Annotated in this window: 18 protein-coding genes; 15 read left to right on the top strand and 3 right to left on the bottom strand. The window is 56.2% G+C overall.

Annotated features, from left to right (window positions below; genetic code table 11):
* Positions 1 to 205 precede the first annotated feature (205 nt).
* Entirely contained in the window at positions 206 to 1,363 is a 1,158-nt protein-coding gene (locus GCD22_RS11555) for a hypothetical protein (RefSeq protein ID WP_031568871.1), read from the top strand.
* A 75-nt stretch (positions 1,364 to 1,438) separates the two neighbouring features.
* On the opposite strand, the gene GCD22_RS18760 is transcribed toward GCD22_RS11555, so the two are convergent.
* On the bottom strand, positions 1,439 to 1,564 hold the full coding sequence (locus GCD22_RS18760) for an HU family DNA-binding protein (RefSeq protein ID WP_404813606.1): 126 nt from the start codon (positions 1,562 to 1,564) through the stop codon (positions 1,439 to 1,441).
* A 234-nt stretch (positions 1,565 to 1,798) separates the two neighbouring features.
* Between GCD22_RS18760 and GCD22_RS11545 the strand changes: the two genes are divergently transcribed.
* Positions 1,799 to 2,251: a hypothetical protein gene (locus tag GCD22_RS11545; RefSeq protein WP_031568874.1), complete on the top strand. Its 453-nt coding sequence runs from the start codon at positions 1,799 to 1,801 to the stop codon at positions 2,249 to 2,251.
* A complete protein-coding gene (gene trbB / locus GCD22_RS11540; protein ID WP_226856144.1) occupies positions 2,244 to 3,206 on the top strand; it encodes a P-type conjugative transfer ATPase TrbB in 963 nt (320 codons plus the stop codon). The genes GCD22_RS11545 and trbB overlap by 8 nt, the downstream gene beginning before the upstream one ends.
* Here the strand turns inward: trbB and GCD22_RS11535 are convergent.
* Entirely contained in the window at positions 3,187 to 3,450 is a 264-nt protein-coding gene (locus tag GCD22_RS11535; protein ID WP_031568877.1) for a hypothetical protein, read from the bottom strand. The genes trbB and GCD22_RS11535 overlap by 20 nt on opposite strands.
* Here GCD22_RS11535 and GCD22_RS11530 point away from each other — a divergent pair.
* The 12 genes from GCD22_RS11530 (at position 3,449) to GCD22_RS11475 (ending at position 14,003) form a co-directional block, all read left to right on the top strand.
* Positions 3,449 to 3,697 (top strand): hypothetical protein, encoded by a 249-nt coding sequence (locus GCD22_RS11530; RefSeq protein ID WP_031568880.1) that lies wholly within the window; start codon positions 3,449 to 3,451, stop codon positions 3,695 to 3,697. The two genes, GCD22_RS11535 and GCD22_RS11530, sit on opposite strands and share 2 nt — an antisense overlap.
* A 58-nt stretch (positions 3,698 to 3,755) precedes the next feature.
* A complete protein-coding gene (locus tag GCD22_RS11525) occupies positions 3,756 to 4,142 on the top strand; it encodes a hypothetical protein (protein WP_031568882.1) in 387 nt (128 codons plus the stop codon).
* Positions 4,143 to 4,541, top strand: coding sequence for a VirB3 family type IV secretion system protein (locus GCD22_RS11520; RefSeq protein ID WP_139112214.1), 399 nt, complete (start codon positions 4,143 to 4,145; stop codon positions 4,539 to 4,541).
* Positions 4,513 to 7,011 (top strand): VirB4 family type IV secretion/conjugal transfer ATPase, encoded by a 2,499-nt coding sequence (locus tag GCD22_RS11515; protein WP_065980358.1) that lies wholly within the window; start codon positions 4,513 to 4,515, stop codon positions 7,009 to 7,011. Before GCD22_RS11520 ends, GCD22_RS11515 begins: the two co-directional genes overlap by 29 nt.
* 22 nt (positions 7,012 to 7,033) lie before the next feature.
* A complete protein-coding gene (locus GCD22_RS11510) occupies positions 7,034 to 7,375 on the top strand; it encodes a hypothetical protein (RefSeq protein WP_031568892.1) in 342 nt (113 codons plus the stop codon).
* A gap of 2 nt (positions 7,376 to 7,377) precedes the next feature.
* Positions 7,378 to 8,397 carry a hypothetical protein gene (locus GCD22_RS11505; RefSeq protein WP_226856143.1) on the top strand — a complete coding sequence of 340 codons (1,020 nt, stop codon included), beginning with the start codon at positions 7,378 to 7,380 and terminating at the stop codon, positions 8,395 to 8,397.
* Complete coding sequence (locus GCD22_RS11500) at positions 8,387 to 9,118, top strand: TrbJ/VirB5 family protein (protein ID WP_065974894.1); 732 nt, start codon at positions 8,387 to 8,389, stop codon at positions 9,116 to 9,118. Before GCD22_RS11505 ends, GCD22_RS11500 begins: the two co-directional genes overlap by 11 nt.
* 48 nt (positions 9,119 to 9,166) lie before the next feature.
* A complete protein-coding gene (locus GCD22_RS11495) occupies positions 9,167 to 9,415 on the top strand; it encodes an EexN family lipoprotein (protein ID WP_031568898.1) in 249 nt (82 codons plus the stop codon).
* A gap of 10 nt (positions 9,416 to 9,425) precedes the next feature.
* Positions 9,426 to 10,955 (top strand): P-type conjugative transfer protein TrbL, encoded by a 1,530-nt coding sequence (gene trbL / locus GCD22_RS11490; protein ID WP_065974895.1) that lies wholly within the window; start codon positions 9,426 to 9,428, stop codon positions 10,953 to 10,955.
* Between the two features lie 285 nt (positions 10,956 to 11,240).
* Positions 11,241 to 12,761, top strand: coding sequence for an IS21 family transposase (gene istA / locus GCD22_RS11485; RefSeq protein ID WP_070114524.1), 1,521 nt, complete (start codon positions 11,241 to 11,243; stop codon positions 12,759 to 12,761).
* A 17-nt stretch (positions 12,762 to 12,778) separates the two neighbouring features.
* A complete protein-coding gene (gene istB, locus GCD22_RS11480; RefSeq protein ID WP_065975116.1) occupies positions 12,779 to 13,537 on the top strand; it encodes an IS21-like element helper ATPase IstB in 759 nt (252 codons plus the stop codon).
* A 112-nt stretch (positions 13,538 to 13,649) separates the two neighbouring features.
* Entirely contained in the window at positions 13,650 to 14,003 is a 354-nt protein-coding gene (locus GCD22_RS11475) for a hypothetical protein (protein ID WP_065974896.1), read from the top strand.
* A gap of 27 nt (positions 14,004 to 14,030) precedes the next feature.
* Here GCD22_RS11475 and GCD22_RS11470 read toward each other — a convergent pair whose 3' ends face one another.
* A complete protein-coding gene (locus GCD22_RS11470) occupies positions 14,031 to 16,388 on the bottom strand; it encodes an N-6 DNA methylase (RefSeq protein ID WP_080707721.1) in 2,358 nt (785 codons plus the stop codon).
* Positions 16,389 to 16,443: the final 55 nt, after the last annotated feature.

The following is a 16,443-nucleotide window of genomic DNA, read 5'->3' as shown; positions in this document are numbered from 1 at the left end:
ACACTCGTTGTTGACGATTCGGCACTTCCCATAAGAAGGTGCGGCACAATTTCCACGGGTGATCCAGACCTACCGTGAGTGCGGCATCTTTGTCGAAGTTGCGGGAGACGTCGGTCAGCGGACGCGAGGATATTCTTGTTGACAGTGCCGCGTATTACCGTAACAATAATACACAATGTTCTTTGCTATTGTGGAGGTGGTTACCATGATACACGGTGAAAATGATGATCTCGGCACAGAGGATGGTGCTCGACCATCGTTGGGAAGTGATGATCTGTTTAAGATGAAGAATTTTAGCGTCAGAATTCCAAACTATCTTCTGGATTCAATTAGACGGCTCGTGTCGAACAAACAGACTGCAAGCGATTTGGTTCGACTGAGTATGGAAAAAACCTTTGGCCTTGATGGAGTTAATACGATGAAAGAGTACGAAGAACTTCAGCGAGACAACCGTGCATCTCTTGAGAGACTGGTAAGCAAGGTCAAAACGAGCTCGCAGTTTAGCCGAGCTGAGATTATGTATGTCGCGAACGAGTGCCATAGTGCTTACTCGCACAAGCTCTCAAAATATAAGCGCATCAAGAACTTTTCCATCGTATCGAATTTGCTGGCATTCAATGAAATGATCAAGTTAAGGGATGCTACCAAACCCATGACTGAGGAAGCAAATCGTCTCGACCACTATTATCATGGTTGCCTTGGCCGACAAGGTCGACCGTTTGAGTCATCAATAGATAAACATGTTCATTACATTGTTAACGAAATATTCGGAGCGGATTATGTACACCCGACTTCCGCAGAGATGGCTGCAAGGTGCTTTGAGGTTGCTTCGCGGGATGAGCCAGAGTTGTCAATATGCAAACTTAATGACGCAATACGACCGTTTATTGGAAACATGATCCTGTTTCTACTGAGGGTGTATTATATAAAGAATGGCTCTACGGCAGTAAAAATTGAGGGTGATTTTGCTGAACCAAAGATGATACAGGACGTTATTAACGAATCATTCTGGATAACCCCGATGCTGTCGGAAAACGGATTGAGCTGTGCTGTTGAGTTGCGAGGAAGAAACGTAGTGTTCTCTCTCAACAATACACCAGAAATTGATGATTTTATTGCGGCACTTATGTCGGCAAGGCAAGACGGTGTTATGGAAGCGGTTGTCGGTAGATTCCATTGCCAATATACGATTAACAGCGCTTCTCCGCAAATGAGCACATTCTTCATTTCTGTTGGTGGATGCAGGGTGTTTATGGAGAAAGAAGAATATGATGGGTTGTGTGATCTTTTTAAAACATTTATGGAAAACGAAGACGTTTCTAACGCGCGCAAAAATTTAATGTGGATTTACGGAGATATCTGATTCGCACGTCATAACAAAAGCTATATGCAGTGCCACATCGAACCCGATCTTCTCGGGTAGATGCGCCGCAAATCACTATCCAACGACAAGACAAGCTTCTTTCAGCAGGTGGCTGGCCCGGTACGTCACCACCCGCCTTGCAGTTATTGGAACCATCTCGCCGGTCTTGGGATTGGGGCGGGTGTTGAAAAATGATTCCACCAACCTCTTACTCTCCTTACCAATTCCTGTTTGGGCATGGTGGATGTTCCTCCTTTGACCAATCACATAACTAAATTAAACAGCAATCTATACCATAACCCCCCGGGCTATACCTGACCATTCAAGCATGATCAGGAGATGGCCATGGCCCGTCACCGGTCCATCCATCTTTCCGAAGATCCGCACCAGTCCTTGCTATACCTCAACAACGAGGATCGCTAAGGACTGCAGGAGATGAGCGCAACAGGAACAGTGAAACTGACGGGCCGCTATGGGGACCGAATTGAGCAGGAAGCGCGGGAGCGGAGCGTTTCAAAGGCCGCACTGATCGCCGACTATGCCATGCGGGGCATCGAGACGGCGGAACAGGCGGAAGGTAGTCCGATGGATGGCTTTGAGCGGCGGATTGCGGCCACCATGCTGGCCGTGCGTGGGGACGTGGAGGCCGTCCAGGCGGAGCTGGACACGGTGGCGGCCATGCTGGATCTCTTCGTCAAGCTCATGCTGATCCACCTGCCCGAACCCGTCCTGGACGAGGCCGAGGCGGTGCAATCCTCGGCGCTTACCCGCTATGAGCGGTTCCTGAAGCAGGTGGCCGATGCCGGATTCGACGGGGACCGGCCCCGGGCGCTGAAAAAGATCGCCGAACTCCTGCAAAAGAAGCTGGAACCCGTCCAGAATGGCTGATCCGATCACCATGGACCGCGCACAGGTCGAAGCCCATGGGCGACTTATCGAGCAGATGCGCCGGATTCTCGGTGCGGATATCTGTGCAGTCTTTGGAGACCCTGCTGCCGTGGAAATCATGCTCAACGATGATGGACGGGTTTTGGTGGAACGACATGGGCAGGGGATCACGCACCTGACGGATTTATCCGCGTCCAAGGCCCTGAACCTGCTGGCACTGATGGCCGATTTCCGTGGGACTACCGTCACACGCGACAAGCCCATTGTTGAGGGTGCGATGCCCGATGAGTTCCTGCGTGCGCGTTTTGCAGGAGCCATTCCGCCGCTCATGCCGAGACCGACTTTTTCGATTCGTTTGCCGGCGAGGAAGATTTACACGCTCGAAGATTACCGGAACAACGCCATTATCACCGGTGAACAGTACGACAAGATCATTGAAGCCGTGGAAAACCGAAAAAATATCCTGGTGAGTGGTGGCACCGGGTCGGGCAAAACCACCCTTCTTAATGCCGTATCCGACACCATAGCCTGTCGTGCCGGACTGGATCAGCGGATCGTCATCATCGAGGACACACGGGAAATCGTCTGCAATGCGCCAAATACCGTGCAGATGCTGACCGATGCGGACACCGACATTGACATGACCCGCTTGCTGAAACTCACGCTACGGTACCGGCCCGACCGGATTTTCGTCGGTGAGGTGCGCGATGGTGCGGCTCTGGCTTTGCTGAAAGCATGGAATACCGGGCACCCCGGCGGACTGGCTACTTTACACGCCAACAGCACGCAAGCAGCGCTTACCCGTCTGGACCAACTCTGCCAGGAAGCGGGTGTGCCGTCGCAGATGCCACTCATCCACGAAGCGGTCGATGTCATCATCCAGATTGCGCGGGATGCGTCTGTTCCGGCAGGCCGCCGGATTACCGATATTCTCTTTATGGACAAACAGGATTAAACACCATGTGGTATGCCATATCCCCGGAACTTGCCGATCCACCGTCTCCGCCCGCCATGGTTCGCCCCTTGCAGTCCCCTGCGGGGAGCAATCCCTTAGCAGGGCGCAAGCCCCCTGCGGGGATACCGCTGTCCGCAAGCCCCTTGCGGGGAGCAATCCCTTCGCAGGCTGCAAGCCCTTCGCCTTCTGCAGGACTGCCCCCGGCAAGACTGCCGTCTGCAAGACTGCCACGGGAATTCGCCATGCGGCTTTCCTTGCCGACGGAAACGGCATCCAGCGAGCGGCAGGCATTGCAGTGGATTTGTCGCAGACTTTCGCTTCGTCTGGATTTTCAGGGACCGGATTATGCGCTGTATGGCGCGGGAGTTCCCTTCGGGAAGCCTGTTCCAGCCCTTGAACTGTTGCGTGATCTGGCCGTGATTCCCTATATCCAGGGCACGATGACCGTGCGCCTGCATTCGGTGAAGGTACACAACGCCCCATTGCGCTAAGGCAATATCTCCAGAACGCGCTGCTATACCCCTGGGACAGCATTTCAGGAGGTTTCCCATGGCAGAAAAAATCGTTGTAGTGCAAAAACATCCGCATCGTCTGCGGAATCAGGTGCTGTTTGGTCTGGCCCTGTTCGGGGTTCTGGGGCTGGAAACGGCCATGGCATCCAGCGGCGGACCATTCGGCAAGATCAGCAACTTCATCCAGAGCAACTTCATGCCGTTCATCGGCTCGGTGGGCATTGCGGGCGGCATTGGCTATGGCGCCGTCCACGCCTTCAAGCATGACTACGGCAAGTCCGCCGTCGGCATCGGCACGGCGGCGGGTGGTGGATTCATGATCAGTCAGTACGGATGGTTTGGCCAGCAGGCTGGCATTTCCGCTGCCACTCTGGGCGGGCATGTGGCGTTGATGGCGCCATTTCTGCATCTCCTGGGGGCCTGATTGAGCCAGGAAACCCGCAGCACGCGGCTGTACCAGAGCATGGTGCGGCCGCACTTGCTGATGGGCGGTGAGCGATCAGCCACACTGCTCAATGGCGGGGCGGCGATCACGATTTATTTCCTGACGCTTTCCATTCCCGGCATCATCGCGGGCGTCCTGACATTTACTGCCGTGCAGACGGTGTTGCGCATTCTGGCCAGACAGGACCCGCAGATGATCAGTATCGTGTTCCGGGCCAGGAAGTGGCAGGACTATTACCCGGATGCGCCCTCGCTCGATGCGCCGGTCCGGGAGATTCCGGTGGAGAAGAGCCAGCAGGCATCTATCTGGAACCAGATACTTTCCCGTTTCGCGAAAAAGGATAGAAAACATGCTGAACCTGCGGGAATTCCGGAGTAAGAACCTGTCTCTGCCGGACCTGCTGAATCCGGCTATCCTGGCAGGCCGTGTGCTGGTACTGAACCGGCCCTGCGCGGTGCTGCTCACCAAGGACGGGGCTTTTCTGTCTGCTGTCCGGTTTTTCGGACAGGACCTGGAAAGTCTGTCGGCGGACGACATCAACCGTCTGTCAGCAGTGCTGAATGCTGCGGTTACCCGTCTGGGCACCGGATGGACAGTACAGACGACTGCCATCCGGGAATCCGCCGATGGCTACGTGCCGGAAGACCAGTGCTTTTTCCCGGATCCTGTATCGATGCTCATTGATAACGAGCGTCGCCGCGCCTTCGAGCGGGAAGGGCGCAGGTTTCAGAGCCGGTATTATTTCGTGTTCACCTGGAACACCCCCCCTGAATCAGAAGTCTCGGCCGGGCATCTGTTCGTGGAGAGTCGCAAGGGGATCGTTTCGGACTCTTTTGATACGCTGCTCAAGAAGTTTGAGGATAGTCTGAATATGGCATTGGGGATTCTCTCCCGGCAGTACGCCATTACTCCGCTCGATGATACAGGGCTGTTGACGCATTACCACGAGTGTCTGACCGGAAAATCCCATCCAGTCCACGCACCCACGATTCCGGCATATCTGGACGTACTGCTCGGGCATCACGAGTTCGTGGCGGGTCTGGAGCCCGCCCTGGATGGTGAATCGATTTCGGTACTGACCTTTCTGGGCTATCCGGACCTCACCCGTCCGGAGATGCTGGAGCATCTGCACAATCTGCCCTTTCCGCTGCGCTACACGACCCGCTTCATTCTGCTGGATTCTGTGGATTCCAAAAAGCTTGTGGCCAAAGTCCGGGAGAAGTGGGCGAGCTCCAAGTACACACTGCGGGATTACATTTCCGGAGCCATGAGCCATGGCCAGATGCGCGCCGACCGGCAGGACCGGTTCAAGGCGGGGATGGAGTCAGAAACCGCCCTGGTTGATGCCGACATTTCGAGTGGCGCCATCCTGATGGGGTTTTTCACGGCGACGGTGATCCTGCGTCATCGGGACGCCAAGACGCTGGAAGAACGCTCCCGCATGGTGATGAACCTGCTTTCGACGGTGGGTTTCGTGCCCAAGCGGGAGACGGTCAACGCAGTGGAAGCGTTTTTCGGCAGTCTGCCGGGCCACACCTGGGAGAATGTCCGCAGGGCACCCATTCACAGCCTGAACTTTGCGGATCTCTCACCCAAAACAGGGGTGTGGGCAGGCGACCCGGAATGCCCGAGTCCATTGATCCGGATCGGTTCCCAGCCCGCGCCCTGCCTGGTCCTTGCCCAGACATCGGGGAGTACGCCGTTCCGTTTCAACCTGCATGTGGGGGACGTGGGGCACAGTCTGCTTGCGGGGCCAACGGGCGCGGGTAAGAGCAGTCTGCTCGCCCTGCTTGCCGCCCAATGGTTACGCTACCAAAACGCCCGCGTCATCGCGTTTGACAAGGGCCGCTCGCTGTTCGCGCTGACGGAAGCCGTCGGAGGTCAGCACTATGACCTGGGGGGGGAGTACAGCGGATTGTCCTTTGCACCCCTGGAACGTGTCGATGCGGAAATGGACCGGGTGTTCGCCAAGGACTGGCTGGAGGCACTGGCCATTGTCCAGGGCGTCACGATGACGGTACGGGAGCGCAAAACCATCAACGACGCCGTGGATGGCCTTGCCCGTGAGTCGGGGCGATCACTGACGGATGTTATGCACCTGTTGCAGGATGAGCACCTGAAAGCAGCGGTGAGCGTCTACACGGGTACCGGCAAGTACGGTGATATCCTGGATGCCCGTCAGGATGGTCTGGACCTGTCATCCCGCTTTCTCACTTTCGAGATGGACAGTCTGCCCCAGGGGGAGACCGGCAAGCAGCTGGTAGTGCCGCTTCTGCTCTATCTCTTTTACCGGATCGAAAAGATGTTGGACGGCAGCCCTACGCTGATCGTCATGGACGAGGCATGGACACTGATCGACAACCCGCAATTCCTAGCGAAGATCCGCGAATGGCTGAAAGTCCTGCGAAAGAAAAACGCCGTGGTGGTGTTTGCCACGCAGTCGCTGGCCGACCTGCAGGGCAGTCCGTTGCTTCCGGTGCTTATGGAGTCGTGCCCAACCAAGGTCTTTCTGCCGAACCGGGAAGCAGGCAGTCAGCAACTAAAGCCTATGTACCACAATTTCGGGCTGTCAGACCGACAGATTGAACTGCTCCAGTCGGCTATACCGAAGCAGGACTATTACATTCATTCGCCATTGGGCCACCGGCTGGTGAGCTTTGCCATGGGACCCATCACCCTGGCGTTCTGCGGGGTATCCGATCCCAAGGCGGTGAAACGGGTAGCAGAACTGCGGGAGACACTGGGCCGTGCATGGCCCGTTGCCTGGCTTCGGGAACGGTTGCCTGCGCCCGTGCTGCGGGAATGGGGAGATGTCATCGCGTTCATTGAACGGTCTTTTCACGGGTAAGTTTTGAGAGGGGGTTGAAAAAATGAAATCTATCCAAAGAATCAGTGCGTTTGTTGTTTTGTTGTCTGTTTCCACTCTGGCTTTTGCGGGCGGCCCGGTCAGCAATTTTCCCGTGCAAGAACAGTTGCAGCAGGAAGTCAGGATGGCTCAGGCGGTTCTGAATGATGTCCATTCAGGGGGCAACCGGCACCAGTTGATGCAGCGGGTTCAGGCTTTGAATTTTGCGGTCCAGAACACGGCAAGCCAGATGCGCGTAACACCCCCTGCCGCAAGTCACATGGTGAGACTGCATGCCACCCGCAGGGAATTGGTCAAGCATGTCGAGGTGGTCCGTAACTGGATCGTAGCACAGCAAAAGGCATAAAAATGAAGAAAAAGTTGTTGGTTTTAATGATGTTGACGTGCATTCCTGTGCTGTCCGTTGCGGGTACCCCCTTGCAGGGCGCAAGTCCCTTGCAGGGCATGCAGTCTGACGCTGCGGCCATCCAGAGCATGGCACAGAACTGGACCACGCTGGAAAACGCGGCATCCGGTTATGCGGCACTGGCCCCTTATGCGGCTCAGGAATGGGCAGGTCCGGGTCCAGTAGTCAGCACGCCCATGGGTGGTGAGGAACAATGCCACAATATCCATTGGGATACGGTGACGAACCAGCTAGTGACGGGTGGCCTCAATATCTTTGGTGATGCAGAAGCGGAAGCCTATGCCATCCAGACAATTACGGCGGATTTTCAGACGCAACTGGCGGATTATGAGGTGCAGCAGGCCAAGGTAGGCAATATGGCCATTGTCGATCAGATCAACGCACAGAAAGGCCCGATGAACGCTTCCCTGAATACGCTCATGTCTTTATTGAGCACGACAGGGGATCAGGTGGCTGCTGCCCTGTCGCCGGGAACTACATTGCATCCTCTGCCAATCCAGCACTGGCAAGCAGGTGTTGGTAATGTCCCCGATCTGTCTGCTGTTCAGTATATCGCCGGTCTCAATGATGGCGCGCCGATTGGCTGGGCCGTCGAACCGGTCAGAGGTCTGGCGCGTTTAATCGACGTGTGCCCGACTGGTACTGGCAATGTCCCTATGTACAACCTTTCTGGCCCGGTAAACAGCAATGTGCAGCAAATGCTGGCCGATTCGCCAAGCATGGCACAGGTGGTGCAGTCCGTTGAGGGGGGCAGTACCTATTCTGTTCCAGGTCCGTTCAGCGGCAGTGCGGGCATTGTTCCTGTGGACGGCTTCGGGGATGACACCCGCATGCAACTGGTGAAGGCTTTGGCATCGGATATGCAGCCGCTGGCTCAGTATATGCAACCTCTCCGCCAACCTTTGACGCTATACAGTCAACAGGTGCAACAAATCATGGCCGAGGTGCAACATGCAAACTAATCACAAAAAAATCTTTCTGGCGATAGCTTTGATGCTTTCGCCGGTTTCTGCTTTTGCAGGCACCTTGACGGGTGGCGCGACGATGCCCGAACAGATCGTGCAGGAAGTGACACTGATCCAGTCGAAAGTCACGCAGTCGGAACAGCTGGTCAACATGATCCAGCGTTACGAGAACATGATCCAGAACATGGTGACGCTGCCGCAGACCATGTTAAACCAGATTATGCAACCTGTTGATCAGCTTTATGGGGTGGTGCAGCAGGCGGAAGCCCTGAGCACGGCGGGAGCGAATATCGCCAACCAGTTCCAGAATCTGCACGCCACGTTCAATCCGCAGATCACGGCGGAGTACACACAGCAATATGAGAGCATTACCGAAGGGCTGAACAAGGCCATCGATACAGCCCTGAAGTCAGCGAATCTGAACCCCAACGAGTTCCAGACCCAGGCGCAGGCGCAACAGGCAGTGGACAAGGCCATGCAGAACCCCAATTCGCGCAACGCCATTTTGCAGGCGGCAACGGAAGTGGGACAGGCGACGAATTCCGCCATGGTGCAACTGCAGCAGACGACGCAACAGTACCAGACCATGCAGGCTGCCTGGCGGAAGAAACAGCTCATGCAGCAGGAGGAGCAGAAAGAGGTCAATCAGAAAATGAATAATGACCTCAATGGAACCGGGCAGACGCCAACCTATCATTTGCCCAGTTTCAGTTGGTGACGAGACCGCAGGTGCATAGGAGGGTTCCATCACTTTTAGGAGATTGTCATGCATATCTGGAAACTGTTCGTTCTCTGTCTCGCGGTCTTTGCGCTCGCCGGTTGTTCTTCTTCCACGATAGAAAAGGTCAAGGTGCATTCCGAAGCTTATTATGTGAAGCATCCCAAGGCCCTGAAGCGTGCCAATGCATGGTGCAATCTGAAGCATCTCAGCCGGTCCCAGGCTACCGATTGTGAAAACGCACAGGCCGCAGCCATCGACAAGAATTCACCACATTTGCCCCATTTCAGCTGGTAAGGAGAAAACCATGCGCGGCAGGACAGGAAACCAGAAAATCCCGGCCATCGCCCTGATCGTCGGGGTACTGCTCCTGTTTGCCGCACTGCCTGCGGATGCCGCGACGGGGGCCACTTCTGGCATCCTGTCGGCATTCAGTCAAGTGGTGACGGGTTGGTATGGTAAAATCCTAATTGTGTCGGAGGAAATTTTCTTTACGCTCTTCGGGATCGATTTCGTATACCTGGTGGCTCAGTGGATGATCGGTGGCAAGGACGTGCATGAGATTCTCACATCCTTTGTCAAGAAACTCATCACGATTGGTTTCTGGTACACGCTCCTGCTGCACAGCCAGCAGTTCCTGCACTGGATATATGGAGGTTTCGAGCAGACTGGCGTGGAGGCGGGCGGGGCCGTCAATGTCACGGCGTCTTCCCTGCTCGGCGAAATGATGAAAATCTGGACAGAACTGCTCCAGGGTCCCTATGACGCCAAGTCACATGGCTTCCTTTACGATATCAGCCATGTCGGATCGATCATGATTTCCGGATTGCTGGGCGACCTGCTGGGACTCTTTACGGCGCTGGTCATGCTGTTCATCGTGGTGTACATGGTCATCGAGTTCTTTACCGTCCAGCTTGAAGCCATGCTGGTAGGCAGCATCGGTGCCATCCTGCTGGGCTTTTCGGGCAGTCGCTGGACGGTGCAGCATGCTGACGGATTCATCAAGTATGCCCTTTCCGTGGGCGTCCGCCTGCTGGTATTGACGCTCTGGATGGGCTTTATTACCAAGGAAATACCGCAAAGCATAGAACTCCTGATGAAGAATTCCGGGCTGGGCCTCGAATCCGGTACGCACCTGGCCGGATTGTTCGAGCTCTATGGCGAAATTTTGGTCTTCTTCCTGCTCGTGGGCTGGCTCACCAAGAAACTGCCGGGCATTGCGGCGAGTGTGCTGTCGGGATCGTCGAGCCTGGGCGGTGGAGAACTTATGGGTGCGGCAGTTGGTGGTGCGGCATTGGCTGCGGGTGGAGCAGCGGTCCTGGCTACCGGTGGAGCGGCCCTGGCTGCGGGTGGTGCCAGCGGTGCCATGACCGCATCGGAAGCGGTGGCGGCCAGTGGTGGCGTGGGTGGCGCCGGGGAGATGGGCGCTGCCGCTGGAAATGCGGCTGAAACAGCCGGTGGCGGCGCTGGCGGCATGGGCAATGGACTTGCCGACAGCGGCATGGCGGACACCGGGAATGCGTCCAGCAACAGCCCGGCTTCGCCAGCGCCGGTAACAGAGGCGGAAACAGAATCCATCCGTCGGCAACTCGCGCGGATGAAATCGTCTGATAGGACTGCGTCCAGCACCGGACCTGCATCTGGCACCGAGACTGCAGATGCAATGAGAGGAGAAGCGCAGCCGAAGCCGGAGCAGAAGCCGTTGCATGAGCGTGCCATGGAATGGATTGATAGCAGGGAGAAAGATGCGCATTTCGTGGAGCAGCATGTGGTGCCTGGAGAACACGAGACAGTCTCGGTTAGTGCAGAGGGCAATAAGTTGAGCCATTCCGAGTAACGAGACCAGCGGTGCAATGGGTAGCAGGGAGCTTTAATGCGTATTCTGGCCCATCGTGGGCAGTCATTCTGAATGATCGTGGGCGGTGATTCTGGGCGATGGTGGGCAATGATTCTGGCGGATCGTGGGCAGTTTGCACGATTTTCCAGAATCGGTGCCCACGATGCCAGAATGGCCTGCGGAAATTCGTCTGTGGAGTAAAAAACATTTTGGTCATTCATTGGCTTGAGCGGCATTCTGGGTCTTTTTTAGAGGAGATCCAGCATGCCCACACCGAGGATGACCATGAAAGCGATTATCGAGATCCTGCGATTACATGCCGCCGGCTGTAGCCAGCGGCAAATAGCCCGGGCCTGCGGGCTGTCCAAGGGGGCCGTGGGCAAGTATCTGCAACGGGCGACGGAAGCCCGGATCGGCTGGCCGCTGTCGGAGGGGCTGACGGTCGTGGAGGTAGAACAGCGGCTGAACCCGCGCCGCCAGCCCCTCCCGGCGTCCCGGCCGGTCCCGCCCGACCTGGCGCAGATCCATACGGAGTTACGGCGCAAGGGCGTGACCCTGCAACTGCTCTGGGAGGAGTATGTAGCCACCCATCCGGATGAGCGCACCTATCAGTATGCGCAGTTCTGTGTCCATTACCGTAGCTGGAAAGCCCGCCTCAAAACCAGCATGCGGCAACAGCATGTGGCGGGCGAAAAACTCTTCATTGATTATGCCGGGCCTACGGTTGCGGTCGTGGACCCGGGCACCGGCGAGATCCGGCAGGCGCAGATTTTTGTGGCGGTGCTGGGGGCTTCCAGCTATACCTACTGCGAGGCCACCTGGAGCCAGAGTCTGCCGGACTTCCTGGGCTCCCATGTCCGGGCCTTCCGGTACTTCGGCGGAGTGCCGACTCTCCTGGTCCCCGACAATCTCAAGGCGGCGGTCACCAAGGCCTCCCGCTATGAACCCGAGATCAACCGCAGCTATCGGGATCTGGCCACCCATTACGGGACCGTAGTGCTTCCGACACGCCCCTACAAACCCCAGGACAAGGCGAAGGTCGAGGTCGGCGTACAAGTGGTGGAGCGCTGGATTCTGGCGCGTCTACGCCACTTCCAGTTCTTCTCGCTGATGGAGCTCAACAGGGAGATCCGCCGCCTGCTGGAGGACCTCAATCAACGGCCCTTCAAGCGCCTGCCCGGCAGCCGCCAAAGCGTCTTTGAATCCTTGGACCGGCCCGCCCTACAGCCCTTGCCCGCACAGGACTATGTGTATGCGCTCTGGAAAAGCGCCAAGGTGAGTATCGACTCCCATGTGGCCTATCAGGGGCATTTTTACTCGGTACCCTATCGTCTGGTCAGTGTGCGGGTTGACCTGCGGGTCAGTGCCCGGACGGTAGAAATCTTCCACCAGCAACAGCGGGTGGCCAGCCATCCCCGCCAGACTCTGCAAGGGCGTTACAGCACCGTCCCGGAACACCTGCCCAAAGCCTACCAGCAACACCGGGAATGGTCCCCGGGACGGCTCCTGAATTGGGCCCTGTCCATTGGCCCTGCGACCCGGGACGTAGTGCGCTGGCAACTGGCGCGGCGCGCCCATCCCGAACAAGGCTACCGATCCTGTCTGGGCCTGCTCAGCTACTCCCGGCGCTATGGCAAGGAACGCCTCGATGCCGCCTGTGCCCGGGCGCTGAAGATCGGTTCTCCGACGACCCGGAGCATCCAGTCCATCCTGAAGCAGGGGATGGATCAAGTTCAGGAGAGCCCCTCTCCCACGACCCCCCTCCCGACCCACGACAATATCCGTGGCCCCCACTACTACCAGTGATTTACAAGGAGTCTCTCATGTTATACCAACCCACCCTGCACACCTTACGGCAACTGAATCTCACCGCCATGGCCGAAGCCCTGGAAGAACAATCCCTGCTGCCCCAGGTCCAGGATCTCCCCTTTGAGGAGCGCCTGGGCCTGCTGCTGGACCGGGAACTCAGTGCACGCGACCAGCGCCGCCTGACGCGCCTACTGAAGCTCGCCCACCTCAAGCACAACGCCTGTGTAGAAGACATCGACTACCGTGCTTCGCGCGGCCTGGAACGCGCCCGTATGCTCTCCCTGATCCAGAATACCTGGATCCGTCAGGGCCAGAACCTCCTGATCACCGGTGCCACCGGTACCGGCAAAACCTGGCTGGCCTGTGCCCTGGGACAGCAGGCCTGCCGACAGGGACTGAGTGTCCGCTATCTCCGTCTCCCCCGGCTGTTTGAAGAACTGCAGACCCGCCATGGGGACGGCAGCTTCGGGCGCTACCTGAACACCCTGGCCAAGGTGGACCTGCTGATTCTGGATGACTGGGGCCTGGCGCCCATGCGCGGAGAAGCGGTCCGTGACCTGCTGGAAATCCTCGATGACCGGGTGAACCAGAAGGCCACCCTGATTACCAGCCAGCTACCGGTCAACCATTGGCATGACTATCTGGGCGAGCCCACCGTGGCCGATGCCGTCCTGGATCGCCTGCTGCACAGTGCCCACCGCCTGGAGCTGAAAGGCGAATCCTTACGCCGTCACCGGGACCCCGGCACCGCCCCCAAAGTTGACCCATCGTGACCACCCGTGCTTAAAATCACAACGACCAAAATGTTCCCTCTCCAGGGGTGCCCACGATCGCCAGAATCGGTGCCCACGATCAACAGAATACGCAGCTTTAAGGAGAAACACCATGCTTCGCACAATTGGCAAATTCATTCTCTATATCGTCGGTGCCGCGCTCGCCGTGTCTTTTGTATCAGGATTGGTCCTGACCTGGGTGCAGAAGGGGCCATCAGCAATCAATGCCTATATTTGGCACCAGATTCTGGGCTTCGGGCTTCTGGGGCTGCTGGTCATGCTCGTCTATGGAGTGGCCAAGGGGATTTCGGAGACACGCATAAGAGAAGATGGATATTTGGAACATTTTGCACAGCGGCAGAAAGAACAAAAGAAGCGCGCCGAAGAAGCGTGGCAGCGTCAACAAGAAGCTGACCGCCGCCGCCGGAGCGAAGAAGAGAACAGGCTTCGCCGTTACTATGAATGAGTAACGAGGCCGTCCTTTGGGGCGGCTTCAGCTTTTATGGACCTCAGAGCCATAGGGCAAGGATCTGACGTAGTTCCTTATGAAGTCCCAATCGGGTTCGCCATCTTTTGTTACCGGCAGTTTGATAACTGACTCGCGCATACGCTCAAGATGCCATTTACGTCCATAGTTAAAGCGGTACTTCTCAAGTCGGATTAGTGTACATAGAAACAAGGCGGTCTCAGCAGTTAGCGTAAATCCACATGGGTAGAGCACGTTTACATCGTCGGTCGCCCAGAATGGGTCAGGCTGATAGAATGCTTCAGCCACCGACCCATTGTAGTTGATACTGATTGTTCCGCCAGCATGAATTGCCGGTTGGCCAATATAGCCAGAAACGCCGTTGTTGGAATCTACCGCCCCTATGTAGGGAGTGCTCCCTTCCGTTTGGTTTGCCTTGGTAAGCCGTTTACCCTTCTTGATATCGAACAAATCGGATAACTTGAATGCCTTCCATCCTGCCGAGTTCGGCTCCAGGTCGGGGACCGCAACCTTGCTTGGTGCCTGGAGTTTGAATGCAAGGTAATCCTTGACTGACTGCGCCAGACTTGACGCTGAAACTTTCTCATAATCGGTTGCCATATAGGCTTCTGCGCACCACTCATCCGCTGCCGTAACCGTGTGCATGACGCTTTCCCCGGCATGTACTTCACGGTTTCGGTATGTCTCTACCCAACGGTCACGGATGGTGGGCCATCTGTCATATAGGTCAATTCGTCCTTTGTGCTTTGTCTTGACGAATCCGTCATCCCGCCAGTAGCCAAACCAGGTTTTCTTCGCGGATTTGGCATGCGGCTTGTCCGCAATCCATACCATAATGCAGGGCACAGTGCCGACAGGGTAGAACAGCTCCTGCGGCATGGACATAACAGCGTCCAGGGTATGATGCTTCATCATCTCATCCCGCGCAGAGTTTGGTGAAATCGCACATGACATAGGCACGATTGCAATTCCCATTGAGCCGGGTTCCAGGCAGTCCAGCATCTGCTTCACGAAATACAGTTCGTGAAGCTCCGCATCACTTTTGGACTGAGCGTAGGGCGGATTGAGCATGCCTACGTTTGGCTTCATCTTCTTCACGGCCTTGATAACCGCGTCGTCGAAGCAACTGGCTTGATGCAGGTTCGCCTTGCCGTCACCACGCAAAATCATATTGCTGGCAGCAAGGGCGAACATCTTGGGGTTATTCTCAATGCCAATCAGGCGATTCTTCTTAATATCGGTACGATCTTCTTCGGTGACCGCCTTTTTCAACATATGCTGCATCGCCGAAATAAGAAATCCGCCGGTGCCGGCACAAATATCAAGCACCTTTGATTCCGGACCGACATTCGCTATCAAAGAGAACAGTTCAGCCACATGTCGGGGCGTCAGGACAATGCCCAATGCTTTCTTATCGCCTGCGGTGTACTTCAGGAATTCGCCATAGAACTGCCCGACGACATCAAAGTCATGGTAGACGTTGATGTAAGGCCAGACGTTGTCACAGATGCGGGTGATGATTTCCTTGAATACGCCGTCCGGGTACTCTTTTGCTGTCTTGCTATCTGGCTTACCCAGGTTGGGATGTACGGCAATCGTGGAGTACGGTTGCAGCATCGTGTCCTTCTTGGCCTTGGGGATGTCAGCCTTGTCCAACTCCTTCTTGATAGCCCCCAGCCACGCTTCCTGAACATCTTCAGCCGACAAGGCTGCAAAGGTCTTCAGAAATGCAGAGTTCATCAAGGCAATCAGGGTACCGCTCACCAGCAGCGGTTTATCTTCTTCAGAGATTTTGGCTTTCGTCCAGATCAGCTCGTGCAGATCCTTGGAGAATGCCAGCAAGTCGGAGTGGCGCTTCTTGGCCACATCCGGGTCGAAGGACGCAAGTCGGTAGTAGTCATCAAACGGGATGAGAGCGTCTACGACCACGTCTGATTCGTTTGTCAGGTCTTTGACTTCACTGGTCCCCGCTGGAATCAGGAAATTCGATATCTTCATGGAACTGGCGGTAGTGCCGCTCACCGCAATGGCTACCACCGTGTAGTGCTTTGCCAGATGTTTTGCGTAATGCAGAACACCATCTACCGCATATTCGACTGGCTTGTCCCGGTCGGGGCTCTCGTGCTTTTTGACGTCCTTCTTGCACTCCACCACGATGATGAAACCCGCATCTTTTTTGTCAGTGATGATGAACTCAGGGTATCCAGATTTGCCGCTGGCCTTCTTGCTGGCCTTGGACAGCAGGCTTTTGACCTTGGCTATCTCGGACTTCTGCTCTTCGATTGTGATGCCGTTATCAGGTTCCCTGTAACCCAGCGTCGCCAGCCTATCGCGCACCAAGTTCTCGGTCATACGTTCTGACATTGCTCCCCCCATATCTCCACCACCGAATGCTATACCGTTCCGATGACATTGGCGA

The organism is Acidithiobacillus thiooxidans ATCC 19377, assembly GCF_009662475.1.
GTDB lineage: Bacteria > Pseudomonadota > Gammaproteobacteria > Acidithiobacillales > Acidithiobacillaceae > Acidithiobacillus > Acidithiobacillus thiooxidans.
This window is presented reverse-complemented; position numbering and strand designations above follow the sequence as displayed.

Coding starts and splice junctions, on each gene's coding strand:
- GCD22_RS11505 (WP_226856143.1), top strand. CDS start 7,378: ATGAAGAAAAAGTTGTTGGTTTTAATGATGTTGACGTGCATTCCTGTG.
- GCD22_RS11495 (WP_031568898.1), top strand. CDS start 9,167: ATGCATATCTGGAAACTGTTCGTTCTCTGTCTCGCGGTCTTTGCGCTC.
- GCD22_RS11545 (WP_031568874.1), top strand. CDS start 1,799: ATGAGCGCAACAGGAACAGTGAAACTGACGGGCCGCTATGGGGACCGA.
- GCD22_RS11530 (WP_031568880.1), top strand. CDS start 3,449: ATGCGGCTTTCCTTGCCGACGGAAACGGCATCCAGCGAGCGGCAGGCA.
- trbL (WP_065974895.1), top strand. CDS start 9,426: ATGCGCGGCAGGACAGGAAACCAGAAAATCCCGGCCATCGCCCTGATC.
- GCD22_RS11535 (WP_031568877.1), bottom strand. CDS start 3,450: ATGGCGAATTCCCGTGGCAGTCTTGCAGACGGCAGTCTTGCCGGGGGC.
- istA (WP_070114524.1), top strand. CDS start 11,241: ATGAAAGCGATTATCGAGATCCTGCGATTACATGCCGCCGGCTGTAGC.
- GCD22_RS11515 (WP_065980358.1), top strand. CDS start 4,513: ATGCTGAACCTGCGGGAATTCCGGAGTAAGAACCTGTCTCTGCCGGAC.
- GCD22_RS11470 (WP_080707721.1), bottom strand. CDS start 16,388: ATGTCAGAACGTATGACCGAGAACTTGGTGCGCGATAGGCTGGCGACG.
- GCD22_RS11555 (WP_031568871.1), top strand. CDS start 206: ATGATACACGGTGAAAATGATGATCTCGGCACAGAGGATGGTGCTCGA.
- istB (WP_065975116.1), top strand. CDS start 12,779: ATGTTATACCAACCCACCCTGCACACCTTACGGCAACTGAATCTCACC.
- GCD22_RS11525 (WP_031568882.1), top strand. CDS start 3,756: ATGGCAGAAAAAATCGTTGTAGTGCAAAAACATCCGCATCGTCTGCGG.
- GCD22_RS11500 (WP_065974894.1), top strand. CDS start 8,387: ATGCAAACTAATCACAAAAAAATCTTTCTGGCGATAGCTTTGATGCTT.
- GCD22_RS11475 (WP_065974896.1), top strand. CDS start 13,650: ATGCTTCGCACAATTGGCAAATTCATTCTCTATATCGTCGGTGCCGCG.
- trbB (WP_226856144.1), top strand. CDS start 2,244: ATGGCTGATCCGATCACCATGGACCGCGCACAGGTCGAAGCCCATGGG.
- GCD22_RS11510 (WP_031568892.1), top strand. CDS start 7,034: ATGAAATCTATCCAAAGAATCAGTGCGTTTGTTGTTTTGTTGTCTGTT.